The following is an 18,051-nucleotide window of genomic DNA, read 5'->3' as shown; positions in this document are numbered from 1 at the left end:
CTCACACCTGCGCGTTCGCGAATCCAGCCCCGCAGTCGGCCGGGAACACTATGCCCGCCCGCCTCAACCGCCCTTAGGATCACGACACATGGCAAGCCATCACTCAGCGCGTCCCCACGACCACGACCGAGCACTCGCCCAGCGCGTGCGAGCGAGGCGGGAGGGTCGAGGGTGGTCGCGGGAGCGGCTCGCCAAGGAAGCCGGCGTCGCCGTTGGAACGCTGGCCCGACTGGAGAGCGAGGGAGCGATCCAGCCAGGTTTCTTCACCGTCGGAGCAGTCGCCGAGGCACTTGAGGTCTCCCTCGATGAGCTCTTCCAGGAGACCAAGGTCGCTCCCGGCCTCTGGTCCGCTGGGTACGAAGGCCGGGACATCGACTCCTTCGTCGCCTCGCTCCTCGACAGCCGTATTGATGTCGTGGCGGACGTACGGCTCACGCCGATCAGCCGCAAGAAGGGCTTCAGCAAGACCCGCCTCGGGGAGGCACTTACCGAGGCCGGCATCGAGTACACGCACCTGCGTGGCCTGGGCAATCCCAAGGACAACCGGGCGCCGTTCTGGGACGGCCGGCTCGACGAGGGCCGGGCCCGGTTCCGTGGGGTGCTGCGGTCCGAGGAGGCGCAGACCGATCTTGAGCGCCTCGCGGAGCATGCCCGCCAGTCCCGGGTCGCGGTCCTGTGCTTCGAGAAGGACGAGAGCCGCTGCCACCGGCAGGTCGTTCTGGACACGGTCCGCAAACGGGCCGCGGTGCCCGTCATTCCCCTGGCCTGACTTCGTCCGTCGCTCCTGTACGCGCCCTTGCCGGTGGCGCATGCCTCTCCTCCAATCAGATCGGGAGATCAGTGGAGGGGGCAACCATGGGATCGGGGAAATGGCAGCGCGCACGGATCATGATCACGGTCAAGACCTATCCGGAACTGTCCGCGAAGTACCACGAGACGAGCTGCGTGGCTGGCATACGGCTCGACCAGGGGACGCCCCAGCATGTGCGGCTCTTCCCGGTTCCGTTCCGGCTGCTGAACGAAGAAAGCCAGTTCGCCAAGTACTCGATCGTCGAGGTCGACGTGCAGCGACACCATGGGGACCGCCGTCCCGAGAGCTTGCGCCCCAATCTGCAGACCCTCAAGGTGATCGAGCGCCTCGGGACAGCGGACGGCTGGCGAGAACGCTTCTCGCATGTTCGGCCTCTCGTGGCGCCGTCCCTGTGCTCCATAAAGCGAGACCAGGAGGTGCGGGGCACATCGCTCGGCGTCTTCCGTCCAGCGGAGTTCACTGGCTTCCGCTTCGCTCCTGCCGAGCCCTGGCCCGCTTCGAAGGCAGCCTTGGCCGATCAGTTGGATCTACTCGCGCAGGACCTTCGCCAGCTGGAGTGGGTGCCGCTTGAGTTCCGGTACAGCTTCCGATGTGCGGATCAGGGGTGCGGCGGCCACGATATGGGGCTGAGGGACTGGGAGGCGGGTGAGTCGTACCGCAAGTTCCTTCGCCAGTACGGGCCGGACGCCGTGGAGGGGAAGCTCCGCGAGCGCTGGTTCGACCGGATGGTCTCTCCGGAGAAGGCCGTGCACTGCTTCGTCGGAAACGTCGCGGCCCGCCCCAAGACCTTTCTGCTGTTGGGCCTGTTCTACCCGCGACGGGATGTCGTCGCGAACTTCCAGGAGAGTCTGTTCGACCTGTAAGGGTGAGTACGCAGGGCACGGTCCCCGGGGCCGACCGCATCGGGGACCCCAGCCGTCATTCCTACAGCCGCTCCACCTTGACGCTGGTCGTCGCCGTGGCGCCCTCATAGTGCCGCGCCCAGTTACAACACTCCCGACGCCCCACTACGGGCTCTGCACCGACGATCTTGCATCGTCCCTCCCGGCATCACCGGCAGCGGTGGCATCATGCTGTCGGTGACGTGCAAGATTCGCCTGTCCGCAGCTGGTGTTCACCTGTTTGACCGTGTCTCCGGGATGAACGTGCTATTCGACGAGGTGCCTGTTCCCGCTGAGCAATTCTCCCGTGCTCCCCGGTACCTGTCCGTCGCGCTGACCAACGCCTGCGAGCTCCACTGCGCCTACTGCTACGCGCCCAAGCACACCGCCGCGCTCGTCAGGGAGCGTGTGCTGGCATGGGCGGTCGAACTCGATGCCGCCGGGTGCCTCGGTGTCGGCTTCGGAGGAGGGGAACCGACCGCGTACCGAAGGTTCGCCCAGCTGTGTTCGGACATAGCCCGGTCCACGTCTATGGCGGTGACCTTCACGACCCATGGGCACCGGCTCACACCCGAACTCGTCGAATCCCTGGGGCCGCTGTGGCATCGATGGAGCGCAGCTCGCGAAGTATGAAATCGTCTTCGACGTCGATCCGTTCGGCTCGGCTCAGCAGCGCGGACCAGAGGGCCTCGTCCGCTTCGGCGTCGGGTGAGGAGGCGTTTGCGCCGTCGTCGGCCAGTGGCCTGCCGTCGAGCCGGCGCAGGCAGAGCAGGCTGCCGAGCGTCTCGACCAGCTGCCAGGGCGTGAAGCGGTCACGCAGCGCGATGATGCCGAAGAGGGCCAGCTCGGATCGGAGCTCCGTCGGGGCGGCGTTGCCCAGGCCGGAGGCGATCAGCCAGTCGGTCACCTGTGCGCCGTCGAACAGCGGCCGTCCCGAGTTCTCGGACACGGCGGCGGGGAAGTCCGGGTGGCGCCGGCGCCAGGTGGACACGACAGGGCGCTTCACCCGGGCGAAAGTCGCAATATCGGACATCGACACCAGGAGGGGCAGCGGCGCTGGGGAGCGGAGCGCCGGGTCCAGCGGACCAGTGACCACGGTGCGCATCCCCCTCCCCCACCCATCTATCGTCTCATCAGCCGCTTCGGCCGTTGGGCCGGGCCCTGTCTCACGTCACGGCTCCGCTTGCAGCGGATTCAGGTCTGACCGCCACAAGACGATACGCCGATCCATGAGACGTGAGTGCACCTTCCTTTGATAATGGCGGTTATCAGACTCATGACCGCATTCCACTTCCTCGCTCCACCAGGCGCTCCCGCGGCCGAGAGCCGATGACGATCAGGACTCTTCACGCAGAACGGCCGTCCGCGGTTGCAGCTTCACCTCCCCATGGACCTGTTTCGTCCGGCTGCGTGATTCGTATCCGAAGTGCCGCTGGCCCCGGCGGAGATGCGCCAGAATGACGGATCAGTTTCCCGACCGAACAGCATTGAGGGGGTGGCAGCCGAAATGGTCGAGCGCGGCCGCGATGCAGCCGGAGCGAGGCAGCTCCGTTCCTCAGCAGCTATCTCGCCCACATGGGCGGGAGGACCGTCTTGCCGCAGAGTGCTCGCTGCGCGGCACACCCCCCGGCCGACGGCGTTCGGCTCCTCTCGGTCCGATGGTTGAGCGCATGGTCACCGTCGGTGGGAAGGGACAGGCACCGGAGCTCGTGGACGGACCGGGCTGGAGCCGTCCTGGGTTGGACGTCGCCGCGGGCCGTTATCCGCTCTCGGTGGAGCGGCATGTGATGCGCATGGTCGATCACCTGGTGCCCGGGGTGACCGCGGTGACTCCGCACGCGCGTTACTACGCACTGCACGGGCTGATCGCTGCGCAAGCCGATACGGAAGACCTGACGGTCCCGGCCGCCCAGACCCTGCTGCGCCGCGCGGAAGTGGCGTTGGCCGCCGTGTCGTTCGCGCATCATCCGCAGACCCTGGAGTGGCTGCCGCGTGCTCATGGGGTCGATGCCCTGGCCCGGCGGCTGCACGCCGGGACGGTCGCCATGTCCGAGGCCGAGGTCCCGGGCAAGGACGGGTATGTACGCAACTCGTGGGGGTTCTGGGGACCGTACGCCGGATCCGAGGTCGCGCTCGGCGTCCTCGGCACAGGCCCCATGCCGGTTCCTGGGCCGCGGCTCGAGACGACGGCACTACGAGCCGGACTGGGCGGGCTGCTCGAGCTGGCCGCCGAGGACACGCTGAACGTGGATGATCTCGCCTCTTTCGGCGACCGACTGTGCGTGTGCGTGGGCGGCGAGCATCCTGACGGGGCGTGGCTGGCGAACCTGATGTGCGAGCCCGATGCGCCGGCCGAGGCCGGATCCCGCTCGGCGACACGTCGACAGACGATTCAGCTTCTGGCTCGTGTGATCGCTACACACCCCGTCCGCCGCTTCACCCGCGACGTCGGCCATGTGCTCGCTTTCGGTGACTTCCTGACCACCGATGCCGTGACCAGCGGCATCGACGCGGCTGGTGCCTGGCGCGGAGTGGTGCTGCGGAACTACTCCGTCGGAGCGTGGCGCCGCCTGTGGTCCTGGCTCGTGGCGCAGGTCGACGGGCTGCTACCGATCGAGGAAGTGGCCGACCGCTTCGCCGCGGAGCTGCCCGACATGACGGTGGACGCGTTCCTGTCCTCCCTTCCCGCGACGCAGAGCACGACCGGTGCGCCGTTGCCCGCCGAGCACGACCTGCGGTGGGCGGATGATCCCTTGCCCCTCACCGAGCTGCGGGTGCTCGCCACCAGTGCCCGTCGAGTGGACGAACTCAGCGGTCGGGTCCGGGACGCGTTCCTCGGCCAGCGCGGTGTCGAGCTCAGCCCGGAATGGGTCCAAAGGCGGCTTGACGAAGCCCGGCCCATGAAATTGCGCGACGTCGCCCGCCGACTCACCTACGACCTGGTGGCGCGGTCGCAGCGGATCGCGCTGGCCAAGGCCCGCCGACGCGCCGATGGCTCGCTGTGGCTACCGACCCGGCTGCATGAGCGCGGCGGACTATTGTACCGGACCAGCCAGGAAGGGCGCGGTGACGTCGGCCTGCGGCTGGACCAGCTCGGGACCGTCCTGGCCACCTGCGGCGTACTGCACTACCACGACCAACACTGGTCGGTGACCACTATCGGGAGGGCTCTCGTTGAATGAGACCGCACCGGCGCCTGGAGTGGAGCCACTTACCGCGTTCGCCTCGCCGCTGACCCTCATCCTCGACGAGGAGCGCACCAGCGGACACGGCCTGGAAGAAGCGCTCTTCCTCAGCTTCACCGCCGATCTCGGCTTCTTCGAGGATGTCGCCCTCGGCGTCACCCAGGCCACTGGCGCACGCATCACCGTGGCGGGAGATGTCTCCATGGCCCGGAATGATCCCCGGTCCGTCCGGCGGGCCGGTCGCAGCTACCTCGCCGGTCTAGCGTACGCCCACGGTGCCGCGTTCCACCCCAAGCTGATGGTTCTGGCCGGACCGGATCACGCCACCATCGCCCTCGGCTCCGGCAACACCACCCTGGCAGGCTGGCAGGCCAACGCTGAGCTGTGGACGGTACTTCGGGTGGATGGCGACCAGAGTCCCCCCGCGATACCGGACCTCGCGGCATGGCTGCGCGACCTGCCGGAAAGGGTGAGGTTCTCCGCCGGTGTGCCACAGGCACTGGGTCGGGTCGCAGCGCTATTGGACCGGCTCCACCGCAACAGGACACCCACAGAGCCACAGGTCCGCGTCGTCAGCAGCCTGCGTTCACCCATCATCGATCAGCTGCCGCACGGGCCCGTCGACGAACTGGCCGTGTTCGCGCCCTTCTACGACCAGCGCTCCATAGCACTGCGGCAGTTGCTCGAGCGCTTCCGTCCGAGCCGGTTCACCCTCGCCTACCAGCCCGGACTCAGCGATCTCGACGGCCCGTCGGTCGCCGCCCTGGTGAAGGAATACGACGGACGCGTCATCAGCGACAACGACCAGCGGTACCGTCACGGAAAACTCGTCGAGTGGGCTTCTGGCGGGCAGCGGTGGGCTCTGACCGGCAGCCCGAACCTTTCCGCCGCAGCCCTACTGCTTTCCCAGGGCGAGGGCGGCAACTGCGAACTCGGCGTCATCGCCCCCATCACCTCCACCCTCCTTCCTGTCGGCACCGAGGAGCCCGCCGCCCGGCTGCGCACGGCCGTGCCTCTCCCCCGCCCCACCGCCGGCAGTGGACCGCTGTTGCTCGGCGCCATACGCGTATCGGAGGGCCTGGAGATCAGCATGGCCCGGCCCCTCTCCGACACCGCTCACCTGGAGTTGTCTCAGGCGGCAGCACCGCCGGAGGCATGGGAGCGCATTGCCGACATCCCGCACGGCCAGGCCACTCTGACGGTGACGGCTCCGGCGGATGCGGGCAGTCGTGCGCGCCTGGTCGTCGTCGACAGCGACGGCGTACCGAGCTTCGGCAACATCGTGTTCGTCGTCGACCCTGTCCGCGCGCTGCGCCGCATGGTCCCGGCCGAGTCTCAGGCTCCCACGACACAGCCTGCAGAGCTGTTCACAGACCCCAAGCTCGCCGAACGGATCCTGGGCGATCTGGAAACACTCCGTACGGGGCTGATCCCAGTGCCGGCGGGCGCCCCCGCGAGCAGGGGCAGCGACGGTATGACCGCGACGGCGCCGCTGGACGGCGACGAGGACGGCTGGGAGCGTTACCTGGACGAATGCGCAGGGCGCCTCGGGCACCCGCTCACGAGCTTCGCGCTCGGGCTTCCCCTGCCTACGGGCACCGACACACTCTTTCAGGACCTGCTGCCCGTCTCCTGGGACGAGCGGTTCACCGACGACATCGAAGCCGCTCTCGACGAGGACGACGCCGAGGCCGTGGCAGCGGAACACGCCCCCGAGGCAGTTGGTACCGAAACGGACACCGCCACACTGCCCGACCTCCGGCAGGCCGACCAGGAAGTCCGCCGCAGGTACCGGCGCTTGGTGGAACGCCTGGTGGCCTTCGCTCTCGCTCCCGCGCGGGGCCCTGTGGAACGCATGCTCGTCGTCCGGCTGACCCTGTGGTTCGTCGCGGCAGGCGCCTGGTCTCCGACATATACCGGCTGGGTTCCTCTGCTCTCCCGCGCCGTCCGAGCCATGGGCGAGCGTGTGCCCGAGCGTGTTGAGTCCCAGGTCGGCAGCCTCGCCGCAGTCGCCCTCGCCGTGCTCCGAAGCCACGCCCCACGCTACGAGATCACCCCTGAGACGCTCGCCTTCAACGAAGCTTCCCAGGCAGTCGGCCACCTGCTTCCCGCAGTGGATTCCGCGTACGTCACGGAATACACGGTGCTGCTCGACACAGCCTTCGGCCCTTCCGTCGACCAGGCCGCTGTGCTCGATGTCGCGTCGGATGTCGTCCAGGACGATCCCCTCGCCGACGCCGTATGGTCCCTCACCGAGAAGGGACGCGACGTACACCGCCACGGACAGCTCTTGCTCCACATCACCGGCCGCTTCAGCAACCCCGCACTGGTGGCGCTCGAAGCAGTCGGCGCCGCCGAAGACGCGCCCCTGGTCGGAGCCTGGGCCAACTCGGGCTCGGACTCCAGTGGGGGAGCCTGGGCTCTGGTCGTCTGGCGTCGGCCCGACCTCATCGTGGTCGATGCCCGCCGGCCCATTCCCCTCTGGCGGCACTACCGGCTCATTGGCCTGGTCGGGCCCAGAGCTCTCGCAGCACAGCGCAGCTTCGAATCCGCCGCCTCCGTACCCCACGGTCCTCGCAACCAGCCCTTCGAACTGGCTCACCAAGTCCTTTCGGACCTCCGCCTGGCCGGGCCCCGACCACCGCAGTGTGGGCCATAGCCTGGGTAAGTCTTTGCGTGTCCGTCTCGGAAGATCCGTGTCACGAACACCCGATCACCACGCACGCGCGTCCAGTCGTGGGCCAAGGTGCTCGCGGCATCGGCAGCGATGTGCACGTCGGTGCCGCGGCTCAGTAGCCGCGGCACCGCCCGCTTTCAGATCCCGGCGTGCAGGTGGGCCGCCCAGAGGTAGGGGGACGTTGGATATCGATCACGGGCCTTACGCACGGTGTGGTGCAGAGCACGAGCCGCTGCATCCGTGTCGAGGCCACCATGTTGGTCGGTGTCCCCGCCGAGCTCAACATAGAAATCAGCTGCCATATGCGAGGCCACCTCGTCGTTTATCTCCCAGAGGGTGCCGATGACGTGGGGAAAACCCGCGAGCTGAAAGGCCGCTGTGAGATGGATGGCCTCGTCGATCAGCTCCACGGATTCCATGAACGCTGTTCGGCACGCTGACAGGTAGGCCAGTTGGGCCGAGTCCATCCTCATTTCTGCAAGGCTCGCCACCGTGAGCGGATCACGTTCGTGGTCGTGCAGAAGCAACAGGCTCTGGGACGGGTCGTCGGGGTCGTGGGCACCGTGGCACGCGAAATGAACGATGCCGCAATCGGAGAGGGTCTTCAGGACCCGAGCCTTGGTCGGTCGTGTCTCCGGCCCGGGGACGGGCATGCCGTCTTCAGCCTCTGCATCCGGCTCCATAAGGAGCGTCGGCTCAGGCAGCAAGCCGCACAGCAGTGCGGCTTCTTCCGAGACGTGGTCCAGGCGGCCTTGGACGCCCGGGGTTGTGGGCATGGCCACGATCAGTGATCGGCTCACAGTCGGCGCGGTGGTGAGATGACGGCGCGCGTGGTGCAGTGCGCGGATAGTGGTGGTGTACGAGGAGACGACACGGTCCATGACTGTCGGCGGTTCCCTGTCTCTCAAACCCGCCCGGGGCGGCTCGGAGTGACGGCCGGCAGCGTGCAGGGGTAGCAGTGAGAGGAGCCCGCCAGGTGCCCACCAGACGCGGGGCCACGGCTCTCCGGGAGAGGGCTCACCGGTGAAACCGAGGCTACGCAATACCGGTTCGGCCGCCGCGTCCCACAGCCACTCCAAGACAGCGTGAAGCGTCGATTGCGCCTCTTTTCGAGTGAGGGGCGATGTGCGCGGATCCGCAACGGTTTCCAGGGCCCTGTGGAAGGTCTGTATCTGGTCGATGACGAGGTCGTACGTGAGGTCGGGCAGGTTCAGGGACTCGATTCCATCGAACGTCAACAGCAGTGCGTCGCTGCGGTAGTGGCTGACGTTGAAGCTCACCACTGGGCCGGAGGTGGCTTGTGCCAGGAGCTCACTGACGGCGGGGGGACGAGCGAAGCTGGCGAATCCGTCCTGCGTTCGGATGCTGTCCAGCGTGGCCTGAAGTTGGTCGGCGCGGCTGCGTCGTTGCTCCTCGGCATCGACTGCACGTACGGCGGCGCTGGCTTGCCCCTCGGGCTCCGAGGGGGAGGCCATTTCCATCGGCCGGTCGAGCTCGTCCCGAAGTACCTCGAAGCGATGGGCCAGGTCGGGATGGCACTCGCGAAGCTCTGCGAGATCACTCCGCATGTCCAGCGCCTGGCTGTGGAGGACGCCGCGTCCCACCTCGATCAACTGCAGTGCCCGCACTGCCCGATCAGCGGGTGTGCCTTCGTGAGAAGCAAGAGCCAGTGCCGCAGCGTCTCCGGCCAGCCCGGACCACTTGCCCATGGCGTGCTGCTGGTCGCCGCGGCTCAGCCGGCGGTCTGCCACTTCGGGCAGCAGGTGTACGGCACCTGCCAGGAGATCGGCTGCGAGATCAGGATCCTGCTGTCCGGTCATTGAGGCCGCTGCGTGAGCGGCCCGAATCCGAATCGAGGACCTGGCCCCGTCGGCCCGGGCGCCTTCCATGTGGACGGCCACGGCGCGATCGAAGTCGTGTCGCGAGTGAGTCCGCTGATACCGGCGATGCAGGGCCGTACCGAGCTGGAACAGGTAGTCGGCGCGCTCCGGATGTTCCGCGGGCGAGATGTCGAGCGCGGTCTGGCACGCAACCACCGCGTCATCCAGATCCACTACAGACCCGGTCATCTCGAACCTGGCGGTCAGCGCACCTCCCAGCAAGGACAAGTACCTCGGGCGCTCAGGGTGGTGGGACGGAACGGTGGCGGTCGCATCATGTCCCGCCGCGACCGCGCCGTCCAGGTCCTCAAAGCCTCCAGTGCGCTGGAAACGGGCGTACAGGGCGGTGCACAGATTCGCAAGGAAGCGAGGGCGGTCAGGACTGCGTTCATCCACAATGCCGAGGACCTCGCGGTTTCTTCGGATCACCTCGTCGAGGTCTCGAAGGTCCCCGTTCCGTTCGTAACGTTGCAACAACACTGTGCCGAGATTGGACAGCATCGCCGCCAAGGCGGAGTGCTCACGGGGCGCCGTATTCACAGCTTTGTGCGCGAACTCGATCGCGGCATCCAGGTCCGATAATGCCCCGGTGTGCTTGAACCGAGTCCACAGCAGCAGACCGACGTTGGACAGACGGGTCGGCCGGTCGAGGTGACCATCCGCGGTGGCCTGAGCGGAAGCGCGACTGGCAGTGACCGCCTGGTCCAGGTCGGCCATATCACCAGTGCATTCGAAACGCTGCCCGAGGGAGATGGCCAGGTTGTTGAGAACCGCGTTGAACTCGATCTGGTGCGGGGTGACTTCCCGGGAGGCAGCGCGGTTCATTTCTATTGCCGTATCGAGGTCGGATCTGTCGCCGCCAAGACGGTATCGCGCCAGGAGAGCTTGTCCCAGGCCGGAGAGACGAAGCCCACGAGCTCGGTGCCCCGGCGGGAGCATCTCGAGAGCTTCCCGGAAGGCAATGACAGATCGGTCCAAATACGCTGTTTCACCGGTTCGCTGGAATCGAGTCAACGTGACGGTGCCGAGCCCAGACAGGAACATGGAGCGCGCAGGATGTTCATCGGGAGCCGCCTCGACTGCGGCCTGGCAACACTCGATCGCGTTGTCCAGATCCGCCAGCACGCCGGTGCTTTCATATCGGCCGTGCCAGGCGGTCCCCAGATTGTGAAGAACTCCTGCCTTTTCGTGGTCCTCGGTACGGAGGTATGACGCTTCCTGGAAGGCTTCGATCGCCGCGTCCAGGTCCGACAGGATGCCTCTCTCCGTGAACCTGGTCTTCAGCGCGGTGCCCAGGTTGTTGAGTCCGCCAGCCCGGTCGGCAGGGGATCCCACGGAGGCTTGGACTGCCAATCGGCCGGTCTCGATCGCATCGTCCAGGTCCGCCGCCGCGCCTGTATGGGTGAAGCGCTGCATCAGCACACCTGACAGGTTGGACAGCATGACCGGCTGGTTCGGGTGCCCTGTTGCCGTGCTTTCCACTGCGCCCTGGGCAGCCTCGATCGCCGCGTCCAGATCCCCTGATTCGCCACCGGCGTCGAAGTGGGATTTCAGGATGACAGAAAGATTGGACAGCGTTTCCGCGTGCTCACTTGCTCCACGTGGAATAGCTCCTGCGATGCGCCGCAGGAGATCGGTCACTCTTGCGCGCAGCGCCGGGTCCGGCGAAGGGTTCACCCCTTGCTGGATCCTCCAGACGAAGGCGAGCGCGCGCTGGGCCACGTCTGGAAGCAGTTCGTCCGGCAATTCCTCCTCACCGGCACCGAACAGGAAGCAGGGCGTGAACTTGGCGACGGCCTCCTCTCTGTCCCGCTGCCCAGCCTCTTCGGGAAGTGCCCGGTACCTGAAGGCGTGCAACCAGCCGAGGACGTAATGACCTTCCAGGTCGGACTCGTCGTGTCGGAGTATCGCAGCAAGTTGGCGGGCCTCGACCAATGCTTCCGGCTCCAGCACCACAGCGAGATCTTGCTCGCGGGCCATCCGTTCCAGCCGTAAGCCCACTACAGCAATCCGCTTCTCCAGTTCGTCTTCCCTTGCGAAGTCCTGCTCACGACCCTGCATGAATCGCCCTGTCACTTCCCGTTCCTCGGTAGATCTGGTTGCTGCGCCGTTCAGGCCCGACAAGGCGAACCTTTGCATTCGATGGAGCTCACAAAACTGGTTCCGACACGGGCGCCGGACTGTTCAGCCGTCGCATGACCTCGCCACCCAGCAAAGGTCCCATCGGTTGTTCCTCGATGCGCAGCTTGTCGGCCAGGTCCGTCAGGTGAAGGCGCACGGATGCCTCCAGCAGCGCGGCATAGGTGTCCGCGGCCGTACGGAGGCGACGTGCCGAAATGATCAAGAGCGTGGCGCTGAGCGGTGCCGCGGGCCACCACCACCAGGCCAGAGGCAGATAGAGCAGGGCCCACCCACCGAGAACGGCAGCCCGTGTCAGTGCGGCGCGGCCCCTTCCGATCTCACCGCGTATCTCTTCCGACAGCAGGATCCAGAGATGTGGCCAAACGATGAGGAGATTGACGTGCGCGTCTCGGTCCAGCCGGACCGTCGCGGCATGGATTCGGTCACCGCTCCAGGTCGGCCGTTCAGGCCGTTCTACGGAGATGCGGTCGCATTTGCGCGCCGCACGATGACGCTCCCGGATCTTGGGCCGGTCAGCCGGACGCGGAGCGCGTTCCCGAAGCATCAGAGCTTCGTACTCTGCCCGCGCCTCGTCCCAGCGATGCTGTCTGCGTGCCACACGGTACTCGGCCAGCTCGCCGAACGGCCACGGCCAGACGCCCCAGCCAGCGGCCAGGGCGACACGCTCGACAACGGAGCCGAGGGACTGGGCGGCCAGTCCGGCGGCGGCCGCGCCGGCCAGGATGGCAGCTAGCAGCACGACCTGGCCGCCCACCGTGGTGACTTGGGGAGCCTTGGCGGCGTCCGAGATCGCGTGGATGAGCTGGCCAACGTCCAGCGCGGCACTGTGCCCGAGGGTGTGTCCAGCTGCGGCGACCGCCAAGTACAGCGCGCCTGGTAGTACGAGCAGGGTCAGCCACCGCTCGGCCAGCTTCTTGCCGAGTTCGCCGAGAAGCACTCCCACTACGGGAGCCTCTCCCGGATCAGCGCCGTCGCGGCGGGGGCAAACTGGCAGCGTGGCACGTCGTCGTCCACTTCATGACCGGATCGACCGATGCACAGCTGCAAGGGGCACCGGTACACGACGTCCAAATCAGCAACACCGGCCGGCATCGCGCTACGGCCTGATCCCCCATACACCCCCGATGGGTCGCCTGCGCGTCGAACCGCTGCGTGCAACGCGTCCAAAAGGGCAGCGAGCGAGACGTCGTCCGCGGGCGGCCTGCCGACTGCGGCTTCGACAGCACGCAAGGCGGCGGCGTCCTCGTCGAGCAGCGTGGCGAGTTCGTCCCGATGCCCACACACGTACGACAGTGCCTTGGCGATCCTCAAGCCGACTACTTCCGCCTGGCTCGTCATGCAGAACCCCGCCCCCTGTTCCTTGTTGATCCACCAGGCAGCCATTCTTGCTCCACATGTGAAGGTGCACGCCCGGGTTCGGCCAACTCGCTCTGGCAGAGCAGGGAGGCGTCGAGGTCCTTGAAAGGACGGTTCAGCCGATCTCCTCTGCGCGAGCGATGCGTAGGCGGCGGTGCACCCCGCGCCACGCGGCCGCTGACACCGCACGGCGTCGTACAAATTCGCTTGCGTAACGCGGCGTGCTGAAGCGCCCGTCGCGCTGTCACCCCGCCGCTTGGGAGAAATCTGGGAGAAGATCTTCTCCCAGAACCCCCACGGGACCACCCGAGACCAACCACCGCCAAAGTGCTGACCTGCACAAATACCACCCACAGCAGGTGGCCAACGTGATCGATCCTCATTCGGGACGAAGAGGTCGTGGGTTCAAATCCCGCCACCCCGACAGAGAAACACCAGGTCCCCAGCCTCCTCACGTGAGGAGGCTGGGGACCTGCTTCGTTTGGCCATTGCCGCTGCGGACCAGCGTCGAAGATCTCGTCCATGACCGCGGCGCCGGTCTGGATCACGGGCCGGATCTGCTTCCGCCGGGACTCCTCCGCCACGGCCGTCCCGGAGTGCCCGACGAGCCGGGGGATCACTTCCAGCGGGACGCCACGGTCGGGCAGCAGGGACACGAAGTTGTGCCGGAGCTCTTGGGGCGTCCACTCGTCGGCGTTGATCCCGTCGATGCCGGGTGAGCGCCCGCGGCTCCTCGGTACGGGCACCGGTCGGCAGGGCGGCGCCGATTCACGCGTACATCGAGGTCCCCTCGGCACATTGAGCACGGCCTCGGCCTGAGCGAAGGTGAGCGCCTTGGAGGGGCACCCGGCTTGCCCCTGGGGCACCGGGCACAGCTCGACGACGTGCGCTTCACCTACACCTCGTCCCGGGCCATGGCCCACTCGACCCCGCAGACGTCATCCGCGGGCGCGAGACGATGCCTCCGGCGGGGGATCGGCCGGCACAGGGATGGTGGGGGCGCCGTTCCCGGCCGCGGGCCCGCTGGGGCGTGCGCGGGGGGACCTCAACCGTCCACCGCCGGCCCAGGCAGAGCCGAGCGGGACTCCGCCCACCCGGGAGTTCCACTCCTCCGTCAACGATAATGACGAAAAGCGACCGAGGATGGGAGCTTGTCGACACCTACCACGACTTTACAATTGCTATGAATGGTGCGGAGCCTGTCCATACCAGCAAGGCCGGTGACGTTTACCTCGGCATCCTTGTCGGTCAGGTGCAGCACTCGCAGATTGTGGAAACATGAAAGCCAACCCAGATCGCCTCCCCCTGCCTCTCTGGTGAGCCATAGCTGCCAGAGCGTCGACGGGTCGATGTTGTCTCTCAACTGCTCGGCCGACAGTGGGGCATCAACGCGGATCATCGGTCTACCACCCATCTGGTGCAGCGCCTGAAGTTCTTGCAGGCTTGAGGCCGAGAAGAAGAGATCCGCCTCGTTCAGGTGGGCAATCACCTCGTCGCCATACCGCTTCGTGTCGAACCGATGCCAGGCATTGGCGAGCTGCGTGCGCATCACTACATCGCGCGAACGGCGATACGCAGCCATGATGGGGATCGCCTGATCCGTTCCCACCATGGAAGCAATCAGAGCAGTGTAGCGAGCCTGAACGCCGGTGTCATTCGAGTCGACAGGAAGGAATTCCAGCACAATTGGCCCGACTTCGCCGAGCGCCATCACGTCATCCATGTCTTGTGGTGGGAATAAGGCAGTAGCCCTTTTTTCGACAGCGCTGCGCACCTGGGGGTCCAACTCAGTTGCGTGCTCCAGGCACGCCATCGCCAGGAGGTGAAGTCGAGCCCGGGTGGCGCGTGATTGACAGACATCTCCATCTGCAATGATGTGCCCGATCAGCTCGGCCCGCTCATGTGGACGAGCGTGCGCCACAGCCATGCGAAGCACATCTTCCCACTGACTGGAACCGGCGTTGGACACAAGAAGGCCGATATCCCACTGCTCTACGGCCCTCTTCGCCCCCAAGTAGTCCTGGAACGTGCGATGAATGAAATCGATGCGACCGGCACTTGGTTCACGCAGAAGACCGCTACGCATGAGCAGGTGCCGAAAGACTTGTCGCGCGTCTCCTTGCGCGGCAGCCGAGGCGACCGAAGGAAGCGCGTCCGAAATGATTCGCTCGGCCACACTGCGGTCCATCTCCGCGCGGTTATTGCGAATCAGCCAGTGGGCGATCTTCTGAAGAAGCTGAATCCTCGGCTCTTCTCTGAGGTGGATCCCGTCCGGCTCGCCCATATCGCGCTCCCGGTCTCGCCGGTAAAGCATGGAGAGCGCGGCTTCGTAGAGCTCTTTCCTCCCTTCGGGAAGAAAGGCGCGCCGATCCCTGTGGAGCGCGCAGATCAGACCGCACATCAAAGGGTTGGTCGTAAGGCGACTCAGGTCCTGCTTGGACCTTACGGCCGCGAGGAGCGAATCCCTGAAAGAGTCCGGAGCACCCGCTGCCGTATGCCACCGGTAAATGAATGACGCAACATCGCTGTACCCCATAGGGGCCAGCATCAGCTCAGCAAAGCCTTGAACCTTCAGCCAGTCTTCCGGAACAGCTGAAGGGCGCGACGTGGTGAGCCATAGATTCCCAGAGAAGCTGCCAAGTAGATCCTTGATCCAGGTATGCGCCCTGTCGCGTTCCGCTTCCGGGATTTCGTCGACCCCATCGATCATGACGAGCGCCCGGCCGGCCGACAGGACCCTCTCCATCCATCCATCAGGCTGTACACCCGACAATGGGCAACCCACCGAAGAAAGGAACTGACTCGGCAGCGGCAATGTCTCGCCCGCGCGACTGACACTGCGCAGGGGAAGCACGACAGGGATTCGCCCTCTCAAATATTCGAGCGAATCATTCAGATTCTGAGTAGCTGCGCTGACGGCGAGCCACTGAATCAGTGTGGTCTTTCCTGAACCAGCCACTCCCCGCAGCATCACCCGAGGTGTTTCCGCGAGCATCTGGTCCGAGGGCACGTCGGTGTGAACCGTGACGTAGCTCGAATTGACCGGCACATCACTGTGACCTGCGATATCCAGTTGCCTTGACCCCGCATGCAGGGTCAGGTAGGCAGTGTCGATCGGCCACTGTCCTGGGGCTTCGGTCAGGTCGATCCCGTAAATTGTGAGGTGCGAGTGTTTGTGCGCCACATAGGCGAGGTATCTCTCTTCGAATTCGGCGTCTTCCATCAACCGATCGGCGTGCCGGTTCTCCGCAACGCCGACCGGTTGATGGAAGTGATACTCCGTAACGTGTTGATCCCGACCGGCTTGGTAGATGCGCCCTTCGGCGGCCGCACTCGCATGCAGGTGCGGCGCTGCTTCGTCTTCCCTCCGCCGGCCTTCCGTGTTCATCGCTCACTGATGAGCTGGTACACCCGGAAAAAGGTCGACGTGCCTTCCCACCCGTCCGTAGCCATGGCCGGGACGACGACTGTACGGCCCGCGCCGGCCAAGGCGATGAGTGTCGGGTCCACCTTGTTCCCTCCCCCGCTCCGTCCAGTCAGCTGATGGTAGCTGTCAAGTCCTGCACCGGTCTGGCGCTTCGGCACAGGTGTGCCGGCCCGTGTCACTCCCGCTCCCACCTCAGGCTCTCCTTGAAGTCGGCGATCTCGGCGACGATCGCGGAGATGAAGTTCGAGGCGTCCGCGGCGTTGCCCGGCCGGGGTTGGGGAGCGTCTTGCGCGATGGGCGGGGTCAGGAAGGTGGTGGTGTCGGGCACGGTCGGCGGCAGGGGCCGGGCTCGGTGGAGGATGAGCATGTCGGCCACCAGGCAGGTCACCTCCCCTTCCGCCGTGCGTCCGATCCAGACCGGGTACGAGCCGTCGCCCATGCCGCTGTGGTAGGCGATCAGGTTGGTCCCGGTGTCGGGATCGGTGGTCTCTCCCGGTGCGCACCCGTGCTCGCACGCCGCGGCCAGGACGTCTCGCCCTGCCGCGTCGAGGAACGCCGCCATGCCGCTGTCCACTCCGAAGCCGTAGAACTCCCCCTCGCCCAGCAATCGCGTGTCCTGACCGGGTCGGACGGCGAGTTCCCAGCTCACGGTGGGTTTGTCGAGGACGCGCAGCATGGCGGCGGTGTTCTCGCCGCACCCGCGGCCGTCCCACTTCATGGTGGCGGTCACCACGGGATACTCGCCCGGCGGCACCGGCACGGTGAAGGGTTGGTCCCGTTCGTCGAGGGTGGCGGGGTCCGCCGCCATGACCGAGCCGGTGGGCAAGCGCAGGACACCGGCCGTCTCCGGAGAGGTGACGGTCGCCGTGCCGAACCCTTCGTGGGCGAAGCGACTGCCCGGGGTGAACAGAGCCTGCAGGTGCCGGGGGCGGAGCCCTCTCGGGACGGACCACGTTCCGGCCGGGGAGTCGGGCTGCTCCTCGCGGGCGGCGGGTGTGAGGGAGGGGGTGTCGTCCGTGTCGAAGCCGAGCATCCGGGCGTCGGCATACGCCGTCCAGTCGCCGAACCGCGCGCGGCGCAGGGTCCGGTGCTGTTCGGGAAGGTCTCGGACGGTGTGCAGGCTGCCGCCGTGGTCCAGTTCGACACGCGCCGTCTCGCTGTCGGGTCGGGCCGTGAGGGTGAAATGCCAGCCGTTCTCCGGGAACTCCGGCTCGTCGGCGGACGTGTGGCGCCACTCCTCATAGCGGCGCAGGTGCAGCAGTCCCGCCGCCAACTCCCGGTAGTCGTAGCCGCGGACGCGTCGTTCCCGTTCGTCGAAGAGGAACACTCCGAGGTAGTGGTCCCTCCAGCTCACCTGGAGCAGCGCCCGTTGCCGGCCCTCGCCGCCGAGCAGCACCGCGTACGGCTCTCCTGCCTCGTCGCGCTCGCGCGCCCGGTCCTCACTCATCGTCCCCACGGGCTGCCGCGTCCGCGGATTCCATCCGGCGCAGTGGACGACCTCGATCCGCGTACGCACGCGTCCCCCTCTTGTTCCGACGGCCGCCACACCGTAACCGGCACCTCCGACATCCGTGCGGGCCCTGCTGTCAGGGGCAGTCGAAGCGCCAGTCCCAGGGGTGGCCGGGGCACTGCCGGCAGTGGAAGAAGTAGACGCCGCCGCAGTCGCCCAGCTGGATGTCGCCGGTGATGGTC

The 18,051-nt window shown here is 66.6% G+C and carries 11 protein-coding genes and 1 pseudogene; 5 read left to right on the top strand and 7 right to left on the bottom strand.

The features are described 5' to 3' along the window. Nucleotides 1-88 precede the first annotated feature (88 nt). From IE172_RS08105 to IE172_RS35335, 3 genes are all read left to right on the top strand, one after another. Nucleotides 89-769, top strand: coding sequence for a DUF488 family protein, N3 subclade (locus IE172_RS08105; RefSeq protein WP_190096396.1), 681 nt, complete (start codon nt 89-91; stop codon nt 767-769). An 86-nt stretch (nt 770-855) separates the two neighbouring features. Further along, nucleotides 856-1,674 (top strand): DUF8758 domain-containing protein, encoded by an 819-nt coding sequence (locus IE172_RS08100; protein WP_498067186.1) that lies wholly within the window; start codon nt 856-858, stop codon nt 1,672-1,674. Nucleotides 1,675-1,881: 207 nt separating this feature from the next. Beyond that, on the top strand, nt 1,882-2,325 hold the full coding sequence (locus IE172_RS35335) for a radical SAM protein (RefSeq protein ID WP_368858533.1): 444 nt from the start codon (nt 1,882-1,884) through the stop codon (nt 2,323-2,325). Here IE172_RS35335 and IE172_RS08090 read toward each other — a convergent pair. Next, a complete protein-coding gene (locus IE172_RS08090) occupies nt 2,258-2,797 on the bottom strand; it encodes a hypothetical protein (protein WP_190096394.1) in 540 nt (179 codons plus the stop codon). The two genes, IE172_RS35335 and IE172_RS08090, sit on opposite strands and share 68 nt — an antisense overlap. Nucleotides 2,798-3,350: 553 nt before the next feature. Here IE172_RS08090 and IE172_RS08085 point away from each other — a divergent pair. Together IE172_RS08085 and IE172_RS08080 are read left to right on the top strand one after the other, a co-directional pair. Further along, nucleotides 3,351-4,874: a hypothetical protein gene (locus IE172_RS08085; protein WP_190096393.1), complete on the top strand. Its 1,524-nt coding sequence runs from the start codon at nt 3,351-3,353 to the stop codon at nt 4,872-4,874. Further along, nucleotides 4,867-7,536, top strand: a complete 2,670-nt coding sequence (locus IE172_RS08080) for a hypothetical protein (protein ID WP_190096392.1) — start codon at nt 4,867-4,869, stop codon at nt 7,534-7,536. Before IE172_RS08085 ends, IE172_RS08080 begins: the two co-directional genes overlap by 8 nt. Before the next feature lie 155 nt (nt 7,537-7,691). Here the strand turns inward: IE172_RS08080 and IE172_RS08075 are convergent, their stop codons facing one another. The 6 genes and pseudogenes from IE172_RS08075 to IE172_RS08055 form a co-directional block, all read right to left on the bottom strand. After that, nucleotides 7,692-11,510, bottom strand: a complete 3,819-nt coding sequence (locus IE172_RS08075; protein WP_190096391.1) for a CHAT domain-containing protein — start codon at nt 11,508-11,510, stop codon at nt 7,692-7,694. Between the two features lie 73 nt (nt 11,511-11,583). Then, complete coding sequence (locus IE172_RS08070; RefSeq protein ID WP_190096390.1) at nt 11,584-12,513, bottom strand: hypothetical protein; 930 nt, start codon at nt 12,511-12,513, stop codon at nt 11,584-11,586. Between the two features lie 5 nt (nt 12,514-12,518). Next, nucleotides 12,519-12,959, bottom strand: a complete 441-nt coding sequence (locus IE172_RS08065; protein ID WP_190096389.1) for a hypothetical protein — start codon at nt 12,957-12,959, stop codon at nt 12,519-12,521. 464 nt (nt 12,960-13,423) lie between these two features. Continuing rightward, nucleotides 13,424-13,819 (bottom strand): annotated as a pseudogene (locus IE172_RS34405) (hypothetical protein); the annotation flags it as partial. A 227-nt stretch (nt 13,820-14,046) separates the two neighbouring features. Then, nucleotides 14,047-16,320 carry an NACHT domain-containing protein gene (locus tag IE172_RS08060; protein ID WP_190096388.1) on the bottom strand — a complete coding sequence of 758 codons (2,274 nt, stop codon included), beginning with the start codon at nt 16,318-16,320 and terminating at the stop codon, nt 14,047-14,049. 214 nt (nt 16,321-16,534) lie between these two features. Next, nucleotides 16,535-17,875, bottom strand: coding sequence for a DUF4241 domain-containing protein (locus IE172_RS08055; protein ID WP_190096387.1), 1,341 nt, complete (start codon nt 17,873-17,875; stop codon nt 16,535-16,537). Between the last annotated feature and the right edge of the window lie 176 nt (nt 17,876-18,051).

Origin of the sequence: Streptomyces griseoflavus (genome assembly GCF_014649995.1) — a bacterium.
Lineage (GTDB): Bacteria > Actinomycetota > Actinomycetes > Streptomycetales > Streptomycetaceae > Streptomyces > Streptomyces griseoflavus.
This window is presented reverse-complemented; position numbering and strand designations above follow the sequence as displayed.

Bases quoted from the DNA above. Each gene is read 5' to 3' on its own strand.
- IE172_RS08090 (WP_190096394.1), bottom strand. From the start codon at position 2,797: ATGCGCACCGTGGTCACTGGTCCGCTGGACCCGGCGCTCCGCTCCCCA.
- IE172_RS08060 (WP_190096388.1), bottom strand. From the start codon at position 16,320: ATGAACACGGAAGGCCGGCGGAGGGAAGACGAAGCAGCGCCGCACCTG.
- IE172_RS08065 (WP_190096389.1), bottom strand. From the start codon at position 12,959: ATGGCTGCCTGGTGGATCAACAAGGAACAGGGGGCGGGGTTCTGCATG.
- IE172_RS08105 (WP_190096396.1), top strand. From the start codon at position 89: ATGGCAAGCCATCACTCAGCGCGTCCCCACGACCACGACCGAGCACTC.
- IE172_RS35335 (WP_368858533.1), top strand. From the start codon at position 1,882: ATGCTGTCGGTGACGTGCAAGATTCGCCTGTCCGCAGCTGGTGTTCAC.
- IE172_RS08085 (WP_190096393.1), top strand. From the start codon at position 3,351: ATGGTTGAGCGCATGGTCACCGTCGGTGGGAAGGGACAGGCACCGGAG.
- IE172_RS08100 (WP_498067186.1), top strand. From the start codon at position 856: ATGGGATCGGGGAAATGGCAGCGCGCACGGATCATGATCACGGTCAAG.